We start from the raw sequence: 19,237 nt of genomic DNA on the forward strand, positions 1-19,237 counted from the left end.
AGAAAGAATATGAATAATAAAAAATATGATTTAAAAAAGGTCAGTAAAGTAGCAGTTGCGACATTATTTCTTTTATTTTTGCTTGTGGATTTTTTAGCATGGCCTCAGATTGGATCAAGCACATCAGGAATTGTTACAGCTTTTGTGTTTGAGGTCGCAGTTTTGTTAGCGCTTGCATTATATGGTGTGCACATGGTTAACAGAGAAAAGAAGGGCTTAACTACAGCGGGAGGCTCCTTTATTCAGACACTTGCAAAGTATGAGTTTTTGATGGAGCAGCTGATCTCAAGAGATTTTAAAATTAAGTACAAGAGATCAGTGCTTGGTGTATTTTGGAGCTTTTTAAATCCGCTTTTGATGATGACCGTACAGTATGTTGTATTCAGTAAGCTGCTTGGCGTGCGTGATGCAGGTGTTCAGCACTATGCAATTTACCTGCTTTGCGGTATTGTAATCTTCAATGGATTTAATGATTGCTGTAATCAGGCAATGCGTGCAATTATCAGCAATGCATCTTTGATTACAAAGGTTTATGTGCCAAAATATATTTATCCGGTTACAAAGGTTCTGTCTGCAAGCATCAACATGGTGCTTTCAATGGTTCCGCTTCTTCTGGTTACGATTTTCTATGGTCTGTTTAATGGTTTGTATATTCGCTGGTCAATTCTTTTGCTGCCGCTTGCACTTATTTTCGTGATTTCTTTTGCAGTTGGCATGGGATTTCTGCTGTCAAGCCTCATGGTATTTTTCCATGATGTTGAGTTTTTGTGGGGAGTTATTTCTACCATGTGGATGTATGCAACACCGATCATCTACAGTACAGGTATGCTGGAAAGAAGTGGTGCAGGATGGCTGGCTAAGGTGATGCAGTTTAATCCTCTGTATCATTATGTAACGTTTGTACGTACTATTATTATTGATGGATGTTCTCCTGCAATCAGCGAGTATTTTATCTGTGCGATTTGTTCACTTGTCATGATTATAATCGGCGGCACAGTATTTAAAAAGACGCAGGATCAGTTTGTACTGTATATCTAAGTTTATAAAGATCATTACAATTCGAAGGCTTTTGAAAGCTTTTGAAGGTTTTTGCAGGTTATGGAAAGGCATAGTTAATAAAAATGGCAGATGAAAATAACAGCATAATCCGCGTCGAAAATGTGTCTATGCGTTTTCGCATGGCAAACGACAGGGTTACGAGTATTAAGGAGATGGTGACAAAGATGCTTAAGCGCCAGGTGGAATATAAGGATTTTTGGGCGCTTAAGAATGTGTCATTTGATGTAAAAAGAGGCGAGGTAATCGGTTTAATAGGCCGAAACGGAGCTGGAAAAAGTACAATTTTAAAGATCATTTCCGGAATTTTAAAACCAACAGAGGGAAGCGTTTATCGCGGAGGTGGTATTGTGCCGATGCTTGAGCTTGGCTCCGGCTTTGACTACGATTTGACCGGAAAGGAAAATATTTATTTAAACGGTGCGGTTTTAGGATATTCAAAGGAATTTCTTGAATCACGCTATAACGACATATTGGAATTTTCAGAACTCGGTGAATTTATCAATACACCGATTCGAAATTATTCATCAGGTATGCTGATGCGTCTGGCTTTTTCAATCGCAACGGTTGTCAACCCTGAAATTTTGATCGTTGATGAAATCCTTTCTGTTGGCGATGAAAATTTCCAGAAAAAGAGCCACGCACGTATGATGGAATTGATGGCGGGAGGAACTACAGTTTTATATGTATCACACAATCTGGATCAGATTCGTGAAATGTGCAACCGTGTTGTATGGCTTGAAAACCATACGGTGAAGATGTTTGGCGATGTTAAGGAAGTGTGTGACGCCTACAGACTGTAACAAAAACAGATGCAAAGCTTCGGGCAGAAAGGATTGGTATGAGAAGTTCGTTAGATTCAGTGGTATATCTGAATGGAAAAGTGACTTGTGCTGGATGGGCGGCACCAGAAATGGCAGGAGACGAGGTGTGTCTTACCATTCGCAAGGAGGATGGAAGCATCCTTGATGCTCAGGTAAGCCGCGTAAAACGTGCCGATGTAGGACAGGTCATTTATCAGGATGCGTCCTTTGACAAATATGGTCTTACATTTTCATTTGAGCCGGGGGAAATGACAAATTGCTACGCGGTATTTACAAGTAAGGAACATCCAGAGGATGTATTAGAGCAGCTTATTGACTGTCCAGGTCTTTTGGCTGCTTATCGCTATCAGCATGGCATTAAGGGTCGTATTCGTCGACTGCAGCGTGCCAAAAGCATTAAAGATTTCTGTCTTGAGGAAAAATATATGGATCTTGAACCAGAGGAAAAAAAATACGCAATCTGGTACGAGAAGCAGTATCCAGGGTTTGCTAAGCGCCTGAAAGAAAAGACTACTCATTTTGCACTTCATCCGAAGTTTTCAATTATTGTTCCGCTGTATCACACACCTTTAGTTTTTTTAGACGATATGATTCAAAGTGTACAAAAGCAGACTTACGAAAATTGGGAGCTGTGCCTTGCAAATGGAAGCCCAGAGGATGAAGAACTTGATGCGCAGGTGCGTAAATATATGAGCAAAGAGCCACGAATCAAGTACCGTAAATTGGAAAAAAATTTGGGAATTGCAGGAAATACGAATGAGGCACTGGCGCTTGCGACAGGTAGCTATACAGCACTTCTTGATCATGATGATTTTCTGTCACCGAATGCTTTATTTGAATTTGTAAAAGCAATAAACGAAAATGGTGATGCTGATTGTATATACAGTGATGAGGATAAGGTAGATCAGGAAGGAAAGCTTCATTATTTTCCTCATTTTAAGTCAGATTATAATCCAGATCTTCTTCACACAAACAATTATATCTGTCACTTTTTTGCAGTGAAGACATCTATTATAAAAAAAGTCGGCGGTTTCCGCCCGAATTTTGATGGTGCGCAGGATTTTGATCTGGTGCTTCGCTGTATTGATGAGAGTAAGAGTGTTGTTCATGTTCCAAAGATTCTCTATAGCTGGCGTTGCCATAAGGGTTCCACTTCTGCTAATACAGACAGCAAATCATATGCATTTGAGGCTGGAAAGCGTGCACTGCAGGAATATTATGATCGTCATGGAATTGAGGCGAAGGTTGACAATACATTTTTACCAGGGTATTATAAGACAACGTATCTGTATACAGAGCGTCCTCTTGTGACAATTGTGATTCCTAATAAAGACCATACAGAGGATCTTGATCGCTGTGTGAGATCACTTCTTGCTACAAAAGAATATACAAATTTTGAGATTCTTATTATCGAAAATAATAGTGAGGATCAGGTAACTTTTGACTATTATGAAAAGTTAAAGAAACAGGATGAGCGCATACGTGTAGAGACCTGGAAGATGGATGATGCACGTCATTCTGAGAAGCATGGCTTTAATTATGCAGCAATTCAAAATTTTGCAGCTAAAAAAGCTAATGGAGAATATCTTCTTTTATTAAATAACGATACACAGGTAATTGATCCAGATTTTCTTGTAAGCATGGTTGGCTATGCAAGAAGATCAGATGTAGGTGCTGTAGGTGCAAAGCTGTTATATGAGGATGATACAGTCCAGCATGCTGGTGTTATAGTTGGTGTTGAGGGAGTGGCATTCCATCAGTTTTTGGAATACCCAGAGCATGATCCAGGCTATATGGGACGAGCTTCATTTTCACAGGATCTTTCTGCAGTAACCGGAGCATGTCTTCTTATTCGTAAGAAGGTGTATGAAGAAGTTGGTGGTATGGACGAGCATCTTGCAGTATCCTACAATGATGTTGATCTGTGTCTGAAGCTTCGCGAGGCAGGATATCTTGTTGTGTATGATGCATTTGCACATCTGTATCATTATGAGTCACGTTCAAGAGGCTATGAGGATTCACCGCAGAAGCAGGCAAGACTGGCAAGAGAAGCAGAATATATGAAAAATAAGTGGAAGCATGTAATGGGCACTGATCCTTATTACAATAGAAATCTTTCACTGAAAAACGGTTATTACAAGCTGCCATAAGGCAGGATGGTATCAAACGCGAAAGGAAAAGCAATGGAATATTGTTTTGATTCGATATTTGTAAAAAACGGAAAAATATTTGCAACTGGTTGGGCTGTGTCATCTGTTGCGGAGAATGAAATTGAAATTACAGTTACCGATGAGAAAAAGACACCAGTTGATGCAATCGTTACATGGGCAGCAAGACCAGATGTAGGTCTTGCTAAATATGGCGATCCAAAGGCAGGCCATGTTGGAATCTTTCTTGAGATTCCATTTCATGGTCAGCATCTGGTAACAGTTTATTTTAAGGAAAAGAATGCACAGGGAAATGTTATTTCTGAGCAGAGCCTTCCATTAAACCCAGCATTGATTGCAGCAAGAAAGTTTTTAAAGGAAAGCAAGGCACAGTACGTAAGTACAAAGAAAAGTCTGATTTGGCTGAAAAAGAAGCTGACAGGAAATGAGTATGCGGATTACGATACATGGCTTCGTATTATGCGTGTAAGCAGACAGGAGCTTTTTGAGCAGAGGAAAACAAAGTTTTCGTATGCACCGAAGTTCTCTGTTGTTGTTCCGCTTTATCATACTCCGGCAAAATTTTTAAAGGATTTGGTGCGTTCTATGATGTACCAAAGCTATGCAAACTGGGAGCTGTGTCTTGTAAATGCATCTCCAGAGGATGTACATCTGACATCACTATTAGAAAACTGGGCAATGAGAGATAAGCGTATCAGGGTGATTCGTCTTGAAAAAAATCTTGGAATTGCACAAAACACAAATGCTGGTATTGCCGCATCAACAGGTGAGTTTATTGCTTTTTTGGATCATGATGACTTTTTGGAGCCAGATGCACTATTTTGCTATGCGGATGCACTAAATAAAGACAAGACGATTGATGTATTCTACAGTGATGAGGATAAGACAGATGAGTATGCAGCTCATTATTTTTATCCGCATTTCAAGTCTGATTTTAATATCGATTTGCTCCATGCAAATAATTATATGTGCCATTTTCTTGCAGTGAGAAAATCACTTGTAGACACTGTAGGAGGACTGAACGAGAAATTTGATGGCGCACAGGATTATGATTTTGTGCTTCGTCTGACGGAGAACACCAAAAAAATCTATCACTGTCCGCGCATTTTGTATCATTGGCGCTGCTCAAATCAGTCAACCGCAGCAAATCAGGGAAACAAGATGTATGCAATTCATGCAGGAAAGGCAGCATTAAATGCGCATTATAAGCGTATTGGATGGAACGCACGTGCACAGGAAGGTGCTGTTGATGGCTGGTATCAGACAAAGTTTACATTAAAAGAAGAACCGCTTGTATCTATCCTGATTCCTAATAAGGACCACACAGACGATTTAGATGTATGCCTAAATTCATTTTTTGAGCGTGCTGACTATCAAAATTATGAGTTTATTATCATTGAAAATAATAGTGTATTGCCGGAGACTTTTGCTTACTATGAAAAGATTGAAAAGGAGCATGACAACGTAAAGGTTGTGTATTGGGAAGCTGGCTTTAATTACTCTGCAATCAACAACTTTGGCTTTAAGTTTGCAAAGGGTGATTATATCATGCTGCTGAATAATGATGTTGAGCTTATAACACCTGATATTTTCCAGAGTATGTTAGGCTTTTGCATGCGTCCTGAGGTTGGTATTGTTGGTGCAAAACTGTTATACAATGATCATACCGTTCAGCATGCCGGTGTTTTGGTAGGCGCTGGCGGACTGGCAGATCATGTCTTTAAGGGTATTCATGAGGATGATCCAGGTTACATGGGAAGAGCTATTTCTTCACAGGATGTGTCAGCAGTTACAGCAGCATGTCTTCTTGTAAAAAGATCAGTATATGAGGAAGTAGGCGGACTTGAAGATGAGTTCCAGGTTGCGTTTAATGATGTTGATTTTTGTCTGAAGGTAAGAAAAGCTGGTTATCTTATTGTATATGATGCCGATGTAAAACTTTTCCACTATGAGTCAAAATCAAGAGGTATGGAAGATACGACAGAGCGTTTCATTCGTTTTGGAAACGAGATGATGCTTTTAAATTCAAAGTGGGATATTTTGTCAACTTTTGTTGATCCATATTATAACCCGAATTTGTCTTATCTGGAGTATTACAAAATTAACCATACTATAAAAGAAGCGCGTAAGCAGCAGCTGATTGCGCGAGGAGAATATTCAGTATCAAAAAAATAATTGTGGAAAGGCATGGGTAGCAGAATGGAAAAGAAAGTAACGATTGTCATTCCGAACTATAATGGAAAGCGTTTTTTAGATGATTGCCTTTCTTCATTGGAGCGTCAGACAAGCAAGGATTTTGAGACGCTTGTGATTGACAATGCATCGCAGGATGACAGTGTTTCTTATATAAGAGAACATTATCCGTGGGTAAAGATTGCAGTAATGAGACACAATCTTGGCTTTTCCGGAGGTGTCAATGTGGGAATTGGCATGTGCACGACACCATATGTACTGTTGTTAAATAACGATACACGTTCCTTCCCGAAGATGGTAGAGGAACTGATAAAGACAATGGAATCAGCTGATGATATTTTTTCTGTAAGCTGCAAGATGATTCAGTTTCATGACCATGAAAAGATGGATGATGCTGGTGATCTTTACACTTGTCTTGGCTGGGCATTTCAGCGAGGTGTGGGTCAGCCAGTTGGTGACTATCGTGAGCCGGCTGAAGTTTTTTCAGCTTGTGCAGGTGCTGCTATGTACCGAAGAGAACTGTTTGCAAAGGTAGGATTATTTGATGAACTGCATTTTGCGTATTTAGAGGATCTAGATCTTGGCTATAGGGCGAAGATTCAGGGATATCGAAATGTATATTGTCCGACAGCAAAGGTATACCATGTGGGCAGTGGAACAAGCGGTTCTAAATATAATAGTTTCAAGGTAAAGCTTTCTGCACGAAATTCAGTGTATGTCAACTATAAGAATATGCCGCTGCCACAGCTTATTTTAAATGCACCGGCATTGGCAGCAGGATATTTTGTAAAATGGTGTTTCTTTATGAAGATCGGCTTTGGAAAGGATTATGTCGATGGATTAAAGGAAGGAATCTCAACTAGAAAAAAATGTAAAAAGGTATTTTTTAGAGGAAGAGATATACGAAATTATTGGCAGATACAAAAGGAACTGTGGGAAAATACAATTACGTATATTATAGAGCTGGCAAAGCGAAAGCTATAAGCAGAATAGTTACGTTTTTCTTACAATTTCAAAATACAGGAAATTTGGGGTTGTACTTTTGGCAATTTTCAAGTATGATAGGTACGGCTTTTGACAGTTTTTCTTTATCAAAGGCTTACATGCTGCTTAAAAAGCAGTTCCTGAAAGGGTTTTTATGAATACAGGAAAACAACAAACCTATACGGCAGTAAGTGTTGTGATTGATGCAATTGTGCTGACCGTATCTTACGTGATCAGTTATCTGATCCAGTTTGCACTTCAAAATAATCTGGCGCCATTTGACAGCCGTAATTACTGGCCGCCGCTTATGATTATTGTTATAAGCTATCTGATGCTGTATGCGTTCTTCCATATATATGGTTCGTTTCGCATGACAGGAAGAAGAAAAGAGGCAGTTTTAATCGGCAAAGTAAATATTATTGGTGCATTGATTTTATTTGCCGTATTCTTTGTAATCTCAAACACAGATGGCTACAACTGGATTGTTGGCTTTTCGCGAATGATGATTTTATGGATGACCATTTTAAATACAATATTTATGGTTGTCTGGAGAAATATATTCCGATTCATCCTGATGAAGCTTGGAAACAGCCGCTTCAACCGAAAACCAGTATTGATTGTCGGTTACAGTCAGGCAGCAGAGGCTTATATTGAACGTGTTATGACGCATAAGCAGTGGGGATATGATATTCTAGGTATCTTAGATGATCATTTACACACAAATGAGTCAGTGAGGGGCATTTCAGTTCTTGGTCCAATAGAGTCTTTGGAGGAATATCTTTCAAAAAATATTGCAGAGAGCATCATCATTACATTGAAGCTAAAGGAATACGACCGTCTCGAGGAGATAGTTCATGTTTGTGAGAAATCAGGTGTTCACACCGAGTTTGTTCCAGATTATAACGATATCATCTCCACGAAGCCATATACGGTTGATTTTCTTGGCCTTCCGCTTATCCATATACGCCATGTACCGCTTATGGAGGCAGGAAATGCATTTATAAAGCGTGCGATGGATATTGTAGGATCGCTGCTTTGCATAGTCTTGTTTTCACCAATTATGCTGGCAGCTGCTATTGCAGTAAAGTTAAGCTCACCGGGACCGCTCATTTTTAAGCAGGAGCGTGTCGGGCTTCACAATCGTCCATTCAAAATGTATAAGTTTCGTTCAATGACTGTTCAGAAGGCTTCCGAGGAGGTAAGCAAATGGACGACAAAGAACGATGTGAGAGTGACTCCGGTTGGCCGCTTTATAAGGAAAACAAGTATTGATGAGCTTCCACAGCTCTTTAATGTTTTAAAGGGCGATATGAGCCTGATTGGTCCGCGTCCGGAACGACCGTTTTTTGTCGATAAGTTTAAGGAAGAGATTCCACGTTACATGATTAAGCATCAGGTTCGTCCAGGTATGACTGGATGGGCACAGGTGAATGGTCTTCGAGGAGATACATCCATTCGTAAGCGCATTGAACTTGATCTTTTCTACATTGAAAACTGGAGTGTCAGCTTTGATATCCGGATTTTATTCTTGACTGTATTTAAAGGCTTTGTCAATAAGAATGCATATTAAAAAAATAGTACCTGTATAGATGGCAGGCTACAGAAAGGCATAATAAGAAAATGGCTGAAAAACGTTCCTCAATGAAAAACAAAAGAGAGCAGCAGAGAAAAAAGGCTGCTAAGGCAAGAAGAGTCAGACGAACTCTTTTAGTAATTACAGAGTTCCTTCTTGTCTGTGCACTTTCTATTTGCTGTTATGCAGTTAGTATTCTCAACACGATGCAGCGTTCAACAATTAATCAGAAAGAAATTTACGTAGCAACGTTTGCAAATAATGGAGATAATGATCAGCAGGAGGAGGCGCAGACAGCCACGACGGAGCCGCAAAGCAAGGAACAGGAAAAAGAGTCTGAAAAATCTGGTGAGCAGGAAAGTGTGCCAGAGTCTTCATCTGCAAAGCCTGGAAGTGTGATCAATGTAAGTGAGGTTACACAGGCTACGACAGTCGATGATATTTTAAGTCATCAGGAAACAGTAAATGGTTACTGGAATATTTTATTAGTTGGTGTTGATGCAAGAGATCAGGCTAATCTTGGCGGTGGAAATGGTGTTCAGTCTGACGTTATGATGATCTGCAGCATCAATGTAAAAACAAAGGAAGTTAAGCTGGTGTCTATTTATCGTGATACACTTCTTAAGATGTATTCAAGAGATGAATTTGACCTTGCAAATTCTGAGTTTGCAAAGGGAAGCGACACTGATATGATCAGTATGATCAATATGAATCTTGATCTTCAGATTCAGGATGTTGTTGTAGTTAACTGGGCAGCACTTATTCGTGTTATTGATGCGATCGGCGGCATTTATCTTGATATCACTCCGGAAGAAGTTGAAAAGGGATATATTACAGGTTACATCACGGAGATCGAGGAGGCAACAGGTATCTGGCAGCCTCAGCTGGAACAGGCAGGTTATCAGCTTTGTAATGGTGTATATGCAGTTGCATATTGTCGTAACCGTTATACGACAGGTATGGATATGGGAAGAACAAGCCGTCAGCGCGAAGTAATCGATAAGATGCTTCAGCAGGCAAAGGTAGCGTCACCGTCAGCACTTCTTACAGCAGTGCGCTATGCGTGTCCAAATATCAATACAACGCTGTCGAATGATGAATTGTTTGCTCTGGCAGCAGATGTAAACAGCTATAGTATTACTGATACAGAAGGATTCCCGTATACGTATGATCTGACACTTGGAACGCTTGGTGTCTTTGGCGTAAAGGATTCATTAGTCTGCACTGATCTGGCAGGAGATGTAAAGAAGCTTCACACATATTTGTTTGGCGATGATGGATATGAACCATCCCAGACAGTAAAAGACATTAGCTATACCATTCAGAAAGCATTTGGAGTCGGACAGTAAATACAGAAACGATATAAAGTTAAAAAGCCTTGTATATCACAAATATGTGGTATATGGGGCTTTTTTTCACGAATGCTTAAAGAAAAGTACACAATTTAAACACAGATCACTGATAGTATATAGACATAACAAAGAAACAAAGCCAAGCTAAATGCAAGGCTTATTATATAGGAGGTTCTACTATGATGTATCCAGAAACCAATTTTAATTATGACAACAATAATGAAAATAAAGGAAATAGAAAGCAGAGAAGACAAAATAAGTCAAGAAGAAATCTGCACAAGGCAGCAGCAGTTCTTGCAGGTGTTGCAGTTATTGGCGGAAGCTTCTGGGGCGGATCACTTCTGACACAGAACACAGAAAATACCGTTCAGGCAGCATCCACAATGAATCTTTCAAAGGATGAGACAACACCTGATATTGTGGCATCTTCCCTTACTGATTATTCAGATCTGGCCGCACAGTGCCTGCCGCAGGTTGTTTCTGTAACAAATGTAATTGAAGTTACCAGTACATCAAACGGTGGTTCTGATCTCTTTAATTTCTTCTATGGAAATGGTCAGAATCAGAACCAGACATCAACACAGGAGTCTGAGGCATATGGTTCAGGTGTAATTATCGGAAAGACAGAGGATGAGCTTCTGATCGTCACAAATAACCATGTTGCTGTATATGACAAATCAGGCAACACAATGTATTACAGCTATACAGCTTCCACCAAGGAAAGAAAAGTCACATTTGTTGATGGAACTGAGGTAGAGGCAAACTTAAAGGGTGCCGATTCTGATGCAGATATCGCAGTTTTGGCAGTAAAGCTGTCTGACATTCCAGAGGATACCTTAAATGCAATTTCTGTTGCTACTATTGACAATTCTGATGATGTTAAGGTTGGTCAGGGTGTCATGGCAATCGGAAATGCACTTGGTCTTGGTCAGACTACCACATTTGGTCATGTAAGTGCACTTAACAAGGACGTAACTACATCTGATGATAATGTAACAAGAAGTATGATGCAGATTGATGCGGCTATCAATGCTGGTAACAGCGGCGGCGGACTGTTTGATGCAAACGGTCATCTGATTGGAATTAACTCTGCAAAGAGCTCAGGTGAAGGCGTAGAGGGCATGGGATATGCAATTCCGATTTCTTCCGTAGAGGATCTGATCAACAACATGATGAACCAGAAGACAAAGGTTCAGGTAGACGAGGATCAGAGAGGATATCTTGGCATTCAGGGCGTTGACGTACCGGCTGAGTATGTACAGAGATTTGGTATGCCAGAAGGCGCAATGGTAACGAAGATCACAGAGGGAAGCCCGGCATCTGATGCGGGACTGCAGCTGAATGATATCATTACCGCAGTTGATGGACAGAAGGTATCTAGTTTTGAAACACTTAGATCTGCACTTTCTTACTACGCAGCAGGTGAGAGTGTTACAATCACAGTCCAAAGACCAAACGGCAACCAGTATACAGAGACTCAGATTACTGTAACACTGGCAGATCGTTCAACTATTACTGATACGACTGAGGCAGATACAGAGGAGGGTTCTTCCGAAGCAGAGACTCAAGAACCTCAGGTTCAGATGCAGAAGGCACAGTAAATTTGATTTTACATTGGCACATCAGCTTAGAAGGCTGGTGTGCCTTTTTGTATGTGTCCCGATATCTAGGCAAATGGTTCGAGTGCAATGCATTAGAAACTTGAATGTGACATAAAAATAGGTAAGACATAAAGAAAGAGTCTGGTATGTCCAAACAGTCAAAAATATACAAAACACAAGTAAATAAAATTCGGAGTATAGTAATGCTCTTGTCCGTAGCAGTACTTATTTCCTGTTGCTTTTATGTATTGGCAGAAGGAGAGTCTGAGCAAATCGTCTGGCAGAGGGACGAAAAAAAGGTTGCTATTACATTTGATGATGGTCCGGATGCTAAGACAACAGCGTTACTGCTTGATGGGCTTAAGGCAAGAAAAGTGCGTGCCACCTTTTTTGTGATTGGTGAGAAGGCAGAGCAAAATCCAGAGTTGATTTGCCGTATGAGTGAGGAAGGTCACTTAATTGGAAATCATACATATAGTCATGTTCAGCTGAATATGTTAAGCAGCAGTCAGGCATGTTCACAGGTAAAGGCAGCAAATGATGTAATTAAGGAGATTACAGGGCAGGAAGTTATTTACTTAAGACCACCGTATGGAGAATGGGATCATAAAAAAGATTGTCCGCAAAATATGATTGCAGTTTACTGGGATGTTGATCCGCTTGACTGGAAGCGCACAGATACGAAACAGATCGCAGCAGATATTTTGCGTCAGGTTAAGCCGGGGGATATTATTTTATTGCATGATATTTATAAGACAAGTGTGCAGGCTGCCTTTATTGTGATTGATGAATTGCAGCGTCAGGGATATGAATTTGTTACTGTTGAGGAATTGCTGTTTGCATAGTTGTTTTTTGCTGCTAAACGTGCTAAGATTGGATACAGTTCACAAAGAAACTTGCAAAGTGATTTGCCAGTCTCCACCGTGAATAGTAAGAGATGGACAGGACAATGAGTATGGATTTATTTGATTATATGAGAGAAACTCAGCAAAAGGAATCACCGCTTGCGTCGCGTATGCGTCCAAAAACACTTGATGAAGTTGTTGGTCAAAAGCATATCATCGGGAAGAATACGATGCTGTACCGCGCAATTAAGGCAGATAAGCTTAGCTCCGTTATTTTTTATGGTCCGCCAGGAACAGGAAAGACAACGCTTGCGATGGTGATCGCCAATACGACAAGCTCTGAGTTTACACAGCTTAATGCAACTGTAGCCGGAAAAAAAGATATGGAGGACGTAGTAAAGCGTGCAAAAGACCTTCAGGGAATGTACGGACGCAGGACTATTCTTTTTATTGATGAGATTCATCGTTTTAATAAAGGACAGCAGGATTATCTGCTTCCATTTGTAGAGGATGGAACAATCATTTTGATTGGCGCAACGACAGAAAACCCATATTTTGAAGTAAATCCAGCTCTGATTTCCAGATCCATTATTTTTGAGCTGCACAATTTGGAAAAGGAAGATATCAAAGAGCTGATTAAGCGTGCCGTGAGCGATCCTGTTCGTGGTATGGGAAGCTATCATGCTATGCTTGATGATGATGCCGCTGAATTTTTAAGTGATGCTGCAAACGGTGATGCACGCGCCGCATTAAATGGCATTGAGCTTGCAGTGCTGACGACGGACCGCTCTGACGATGGAATGATTCATATCACACTTGATACGGCGCAGGAATGTATTCAAAAGCGTGCTGTGCGTTACGATAAGAGCGGCGATAATCATTATGATACGATCAGTGCATTTATTAAAAGTATGCGTGGCTCTGATCCTGATGCCGCAGTTTATTATCTGGCGCGTATGCTGTATGCAGGTGAAGATATCCGCTTTATAGCACGTCGTATCATGATTTGTGCATCGGAGGATGTGGGAAATGCTGATCCTCAGGCACTTGTCGTAGCAGTTGCGGCTTCTCAGGCCATTGAGCGTATTGGTATGCCAGAAGCGCAGATTATATTGTCACATGCTGCTACTTATGTGGCATGTGCACCAAAGAGCAATGCTGCGTATATGGCAATTTCAGAGGCGATGAATTATGTACAGAATCATAAGACACCGCCAGTGCCGTCACATTTGCAGGATACACACTATAAGAGTGCAGGAAAGCTTGGTCATGGAGATGGATATAAGTATGCGCACGATTATAAAAACCATTATGTGAAACAGCAGTATCTGCCTGATACCATTGAAAATGAGCATTTTTATCGCCCATCTGAGAATGGATATGAAAGAACGATTGTGCAGCATCTAACTAAGCTTCATGCAGAGGCTGAAGACAAAAATAATAAGTAAGAATCGGCTAAATTGACTGATTGTAATAATGAGAACGGACAGACGCAAAGGAAAAAGGAGAAAAAATGGACAGCAAACGAATTACCGCGTTGCGGGCAATCATGAAGAGAGAGGGAATTGATTATTACTACATTCCAACAGCAGATTTTCATGAGTCTGAATATGTGGTAGAGTACTTCAAGGCAAGAAAGTTTATAACTGGTTTTACTGGATCTGCAGGTGTAGCAGTTATTGGACAGGAAGAAGCATGGCTTTGGACAGACGGACGCTACTTTATTCAGGCAGCAGCTCAGATCGAAGGATCAGGCTTTGGCCTTATGAAGATGGGACAGGAAGGCGTTCCGACTGTTATGCAGTATTTAGATGAAAAGCTGCAGGAAGGACAGTGCATCGGTTTTGACGCAAGAGTAGTCAATACAAATGATGCAAAGGAGTTTGCAAAGATCGCAGCAAAGAAGCATGGAAGTCTTAAGACTGATAAGGATCTTTTAGATGAGGTGTGGACAGATCGTCCGGCACTTGTTCATCAGCCAGCCGATGTCTTAAAGGACGAATTTAATGGCGAAGCAACTGCTTCTAAGCTTGCACGTGTCCGTGAGCAGATGGAAAAGGAAGAGGCACAGTATCACATCATCAGTACACTTGATGATATTGCATGGATCTTAAATGTCAGAGGAAATGATATTCCACACGTTCCTGTTGTGCTTTCTTTCCTTGTAATCGGAAAAGAAAATGCAATGTGGTTTGTTGAGGAGAATGCATTAAGCGATGCAGTTAAAGAGATGGCAGCAGAGTGCGGCATTACCATTCGCCCATATGAGGACGTCTATGCATATGCAGCGACTATTCCTGAGCACAGCAGTGTTCTTCTTGATAAGAGAAAGGTAAATTATCGCATCACAAATGCACTGTCTGAGACTGTTCATATTGTAAGCAAGGCAAATCCATCTCAGCTGATGAAAGCTATCAAGAACGAGATTGAGCTTGAAAATACAAGAAAGGCTCATCTTCTTGACGGTATTGCCGTAACTAAGTTTATGTATTGGTTAAAGAAGAATGTCGGAAAGATTCCGATGGATGAGGTTAGTGTATCAGACTATCTGCAAAGTCTTCGTGAGCAGATGGAAGGATATCGTGATATCAGCTTTGATACAATTGCAGGTTATAATGCAAATGCAGCAATGATGCATTATAAGGCAGAGCCGGATACGGCAGCAAAGCTAGAGCCACAGGGTATGCTTTTAGTTGATTCAGGCGGTCATTACGACACTGGAACAACAGATATTACAAGAACATTCGTGTTAGGACCAATTTCTGATATCCAGAAAAAGCACTTCACCATGGTAGTTAAGAGTAACCTGAATCTGGCAAATGTGAAATTTCTTTACGGCTGCAACGGCATCAGTCTTGACGTAATCTGCCGTGAGCCAATCTGGAAGGAGAATCTTGACTATCAGTGTGGAACAGGTCATGGCGTAGGATATCTGTTAAACGTTCATGAGGGACCAAACAGCTTCCGCTGGCAGTATCGTCCAGGCTTTGACAATCCATTTGAAGCAGGCATGATAACAACAGATGAGCCAGGTATCTATTTACAGGATCAGTACGGAATCCGCACTGAGAATGAGCTTATCTGCGTTAAGGGTGAGAAGAACCAGTACGGTCAGTTTATGGGCTTTGAGAACATTACATATGTTCCGATTGACCTTGACGGTATTGACAAGCAGTATTTAAATGCAGAGGATGTAAAGCAGCTCAACGACTATCATAAGATGGTTTATGAGAAGATTTCTCCATACATGACACCAGAGGAGAATGAGTGGCTGAAGGAGTACACGAGAGAAATATAAGGACTGCTTGCTTTCTAATCTATAAAGTTTACATAAATTTTGCTGTGATGTTAAAGCTCCCACGTAAATAAGTAGCCGCCGAGATTATCTTCGGATACGGTTACATGTTTCCAGCCGGATGGCGCGTCGATGACCCTGCCATTCTGGTGGGAAATTAGATAAGAACCATACTGATAAAAGGAACCTGGTTCCAACAAGTCAATATACTCTTCGAGAGTCAGATATTCGTCCATGATGATCTGGGAATGGGGAAGGCCGACATAGCGCAGATGCCACGGTTCGTAAGGGATGCCAGTTTGCTTTTCTCCGTAGGACGGATAGCGGACGATAAAACCATAATCCCGGCAGTTGGTATCAACAAAACGTCCGGCTGCCGATTTTGTAAAAGCCCATCCGCCGAACTGTGGGACATAAAGATCGAGCGCAAGACCTGCCTGATGTTCGCTTGCGCCGACTTCAGCGGCAACCGCGCTGTTTTCCTCTGTTTTCTCTTCTTGTTCTTTGGCGGTACGGTATGCTTCCCGCACATAAAGCGGTACGTCAAATAGCTTTCGCACGGCGGCAGACATGGCTGCGTAAGCGTCCTGAATGCATGAATTCATCTGTACATCCGTATCTTTATAGTAAGAGATTTCCGGCTGAAAAGAATCGGAAAGCGGATACTCGTCATTGATAAGCATCAGCGCCTGATTCTTTGTGCAGTTCGGATCAGAAAGAAGATCATCAAGCTGGACGGTGTATGAGGAGACGGAAACGGTCTGTGGGAGGCTGCGTTGATGAAACGTGGCAGCGAGATTATTCCTAAACTGGAAGAGAAGATTTTGGTGACTTAAAAAGAATAAAATACTGAAGCCGAGAACCAGAATAAGGAGAATCGGCAGCAGGATGAAAAGGATGCGTCTGGGACGGCGCGTCTTTTTTTTCGATATAGTTGCAGTAGTCATATGATATTGTTCCTTTCTGAAAAGTGTAAGATGCGACCAGTATAGCAGACAGAAACAGGGAAAAAAAGGGGAGAGCCAAAACCTTATAGAAATCTTAAAAAAGAGTTTTGAAAGTCTCATTTTTGTTGTATAGTAGAGTGTTGACGCGGTAAAGAAAGTCTGATATACTTGTGAGCAACGGCGGTTAGCCGTCTAACATAGCAAAAAAGGCTGCTTCTGCAGCAGAATGTGAGGAGAAGGATGGGAGTATTATACTATAGCACCAGAGGAGACAAGCAGGCATATACAGCATCACAGGCAATTCTGCAGGGATTGGCAAAGGACGGTGGATTGTTCGTTCCGGACGCACTTCCAAAGCTCGATAAGACAATGGAAGAACTTTCAGCCATGGATTATAAGGAAGTGGCTTACGAAGTTATGAAGCAGTTTTTGACAGATTATACAGAAGAGGAATTAAAGACTTGTATTAAGAATGCCTATAATGATCGTTTTGATACACCGGCAATTGCACCGACTGTAAAGAAGGCAGGCGCATATTATCTTGAGCTGTTCCACGGTCCGACAATTGCATTTAAGGATATGGCGCTTTCAATCCTTCCTCATTTAATGGTAACGGCAGCAAAGAAGAACAATTGTGATAAAGAAATTGTTATTTTGACTGCAACTTCCGGTGATACCGGAAAGGCTGCTATGGCAGGCTTTGCAGATGTACCAGGCACCAGAATTGTTGTATTCTATCCAAAGGGCGGTGTCAGCGCTGTTCAGGAAAAGCAGATGGTAACACAGAAGGGAAAGAATGTAAAGGTAGTTGGCATTCACGGAAACTTCGATGATGCACAGAGCCGTGTAAAGGCACTGTTTGGTGATAAGGAACTCGAAAAAGAGCTTGCAGAAGGCGGCTTCCAGTTCTCATCTGCAAACTCCATCAATATTGGCCGTCTTGTTCCGCAGGTTGCTTATTATGCATACGCTTATGCAAACCTTCTTCGTGACGGTGAGTTAAAGGATGGCGAGCTGTTAAATGTAGTTGTTCCGACTGGAAACTTTGGAAATATCTTAGCTGCCTACTATGCAAAGAACATGGGTGTGCCGATTGGAAAATTGATCTGCGCATCAAACGATAACAAGGTCTTATTTGACTTCTTTAGAAGCGGAAGCTATGATAGAAACAGAGAGTTTATTTTAACAACATCTCCATCTATGGATATTTTAATTTCAAGCAACTTAGAGAGATTGATTTATCGTATTGCAGGTGATGACTCAGCTGTAAATGCAGAGCTTATGGCATCATTGTCTAAGAACGGAAAATATACCATCACAGAGGAAATGGCAGAGAGACTTGGCGATTTCTATGGAAACTATGCAAATGAGGACGAGACTGCAGCACAGATCAAGAGCGTATATGAGAGTGACGGCTATGTGATGGATACCCATACTGCAGTAGCCTCTGCCGTATATGAAAAGTATAAGGCTGAGACAGGCGATACAACAAAGACATTGATCGCCTCCACCGCAAGCCCATATAAGTTTGCCAGAAGCGTTATGTCCGCAATTGACAGCAAGTATGAAAACGGCGAGGATTTTGCTTTGATTGACGAGCTTTGCCGCATTTCTGGTGTAAAGATTCCAGCCGCAGTAGAAGAGATTCGCAGCGCAGCCGTTCTTCACAATACTGTTGTAGACAGAGATGAGATGAAGCAGACCGTGCTTGAGTTTCTTGGACTGTAATATGATACTAGGGTCGAAAAGTCACAAGCTGATCATGCTTGCATGAAAAGCTTGCGATCTTGAGACCCTAGGTATCATTTCATTATATAGATCACTCAGGGAGGTTTAATATGGCGAGGCTTCTTGTGGTAGACGATACGGAGATGACCGAACGTTGGATACACATATTAAACGTCTTGGAAGCAGTCTTGAGGAATATAGAAGCTGTATCGTAACGTTAAGGGGAGTGGGGTATCGTTTCGATGATCATATTTAAAAGAAAGCATTTGAGCATTAAGTGGGGGATATTTGCCGGACTTCTTGTCTTTTTGGCAATTCTCCTGCTTTTGCTGTTTTTGTTGCAGACAGTTTATCTGGATGATATCTATAAGGCAGCAAAAAAGAATACACTTAACAATGCGAATGACAAAGTAGAGCAGATTTTGGATGATCAGCTGGGAAATCTAAGTGTGATGGAGCAGCAGCTTGATGAACTTACCGCAGAATATGATATTGATATACAAATTTCTGGGGAGGATGGTACACTTCTTTACAGCTCGCTTCGCATGTATGAGAATACACTTCCAAAGCAATTTTATCAGGGCTTTTACAAACGGGCAAAGGAAAATGGAGGCGGTTTTACAAAAGTCGGGCGGGAAAGCCAAGAAACTTTTTGCAATTATCGGACAATG

Annotated in this window: 13 protein-coding genes and 2 pseudogenes; 14 read left to right on the forward strand and 1 reads right to left on the reverse strand. The window is 41.2% G+C overall.

Going from position 1 to position 19,237, the window contains the following annotated elements; all coding sequences use genetic code 11:
* The first annotated feature begins 9 nt into the window (after window positions 1-9).
* The 11 genes from WJP93_RS00460 to WJP93_RS00510 all read left to right on the forward strand — a co-directional run bounded on the left by WJP93_RS00460 (window position 10) and on the right by WJP93_RS00510 (window position 15,894).
* The gene (locus WJP93_RS00460) at window positions 10-1,038 is read left to right on the forward strand and encodes an ABC transporter permease (RefSeq protein ID WP_118612070.1); all 1,029 of its coding nucleotides are present in this window, start codon (window positions 10-12) and stop codon (window positions 1,036-1,038) included.
* Window positions 1,039-1,121: 83 nt separating this feature from the next.
* Entirely contained in the window at window positions 1,122-1,859 is a 738-nt protein-coding gene (locus WJP93_RS00465; RefSeq protein WP_118612071.1) for an ABC transporter ATP-binding protein, read from the forward strand.
* A 38-nt stretch (window positions 1,860-1,897) separates the two neighbouring features.
* A complete protein-coding gene (locus tag WJP93_RS00470; protein ID WP_337546238.1) occupies window positions 1,898-4,030 on the forward strand; it encodes a glycosyltransferase family 2 protein in 2,133 nt (710 codons plus the stop codon).
* A gap of 33 nt (window positions 4,031-4,063) precedes the next feature.
* Complete coding sequence (locus tag WJP93_RS00475) at window positions 4,064-6,223, forward strand: glycosyltransferase family 2 protein (RefSeq protein WP_337546239.1); 2,160 nt, start codon at window positions 4,064-4,066, stop codon at window positions 6,221-6,223.
* 24 nt (window positions 6,224-6,247) lie between these two features.
* Window positions 6,248-7,225, forward strand: a complete 978-nt coding sequence (locus WJP93_RS00480) for a glycosyltransferase family 2 protein (RefSeq protein WP_227100005.1) — start codon at window positions 6,248-6,250, stop codon at window positions 7,223-7,225.
* Window positions 7,226-7,379: 154 nt separating this feature from the next.
* Window positions 7,380-8,795 (forward strand): undecaprenyl-phosphate glucose phosphotransferase, encoded by a 1,416-nt coding sequence (locus WJP93_RS00485; RefSeq protein WP_337546240.1) that lies wholly within the window; start codon window positions 7,380-7,382, stop codon window positions 8,793-8,795.
* Between the two features lie 50 nt (window positions 8,796-8,845).
* A complete protein-coding gene (locus tag WJP93_RS00490) occupies window positions 8,846-10,147 on the forward strand; it encodes an LCP family protein (RefSeq protein ID WP_337546241.1) in 1,302 nt (433 codons plus the stop codon).
* Between the two features lie 182 nt (window positions 10,148-10,329).
* Window positions 10,330-11,751 carry a trypsin-like peptidase domain-containing protein gene (locus WJP93_RS00495; protein ID WP_337546242.1) on the forward strand — a complete coding sequence of 474 codons (1,422 nt, stop codon included), beginning with the start codon at window positions 10,330-10,332 and terminating at the stop codon, window positions 11,749-11,751.
* A gap of 209 nt (window positions 11,752-11,960) precedes the next feature.
* Complete coding sequence (locus WJP93_RS00500; RefSeq protein WP_337546243.1) at window positions 11,961-12,596, forward strand: polysaccharide deacetylase family protein; 636 nt, start codon at window positions 11,961-11,963, stop codon at window positions 12,594-12,596.
* A 110-nt stretch (window positions 12,597-12,706) separates the two neighbouring features.
* Window positions 12,707-14,044 carry a replication-associated recombination protein A gene (locus WJP93_RS00505; RefSeq protein ID WP_337546244.1) on the forward strand — a complete coding sequence of 446 codons (1,338 nt, stop codon included), beginning with the start codon at window positions 12,707-12,709 and terminating at the stop codon, window positions 14,042-14,044.
* Window positions 14,045-14,109: 65 nt separating this feature from the next.
* On the forward strand, window positions 14,110-15,894 hold the full coding sequence (locus WJP93_RS00510) for an aminopeptidase P family protein (RefSeq protein WP_337546245.1): 1,785 nt from the start codon (window positions 14,110-14,112) through the stop codon (window positions 15,892-15,894).
* A 50-nt stretch (window positions 15,895-15,944) separates the two neighbouring features.
* On the opposite strand, the gene WJP93_RS00515 is transcribed toward WJP93_RS00510, so the two are convergent.
* On the reverse strand, window positions 15,945-16,838 hold the full coding sequence (locus WJP93_RS00515) for a M15 family metallopeptidase (protein WP_337546246.1): 894 nt from the start codon (window positions 16,836-16,838) through the stop codon (window positions 15,945-15,947).
* A 240-nt stretch (window positions 16,839-17,078) separates the two neighbouring features.
* On the opposite strand from WJP93_RS00515, the gene thrC reads away from it, so the two are divergent.
* The 3 genes and pseudogenes from thrC to WJP93_RS00530 all read left to right on the forward strand — a co-directional run.
* Complete coding sequence (gene thrC / locus WJP93_RS00520) at window positions 17,079-18,566, forward strand: threonine synthase (RefSeq protein ID WP_227099992.1); 1,488 nt, start codon at window positions 17,079-17,081, stop codon at window positions 18,564-18,566.
* Between the two features lie 145 nt (window positions 18,567-18,711).
* A pseudogene (locus WJP93_RS00525) lies at window positions 18,712-18,822 on the forward strand (winged helix-turn-helix domain-containing protein); the annotation flags it as partial.
* Window positions 18,809-19,237 (forward strand): annotated as a pseudogene (locus tag WJP93_RS00530) (hypothetical protein); the annotation flags it as partial. The pseudogenes WJP93_RS00525 and WJP93_RS00530, both read left to right, overlap by 14 nt.

Origin of the sequence: Anthropogastromicrobium sp., assembly GCF_037349415.1 — a bacterium.
Classification (GTDB): domain Bacteria; phylum Bacillota; class Clostridia; order Lachnospirales; family Lachnospiraceae; genus Anthropogastromicrobium; species Anthropogastromicrobium aceti.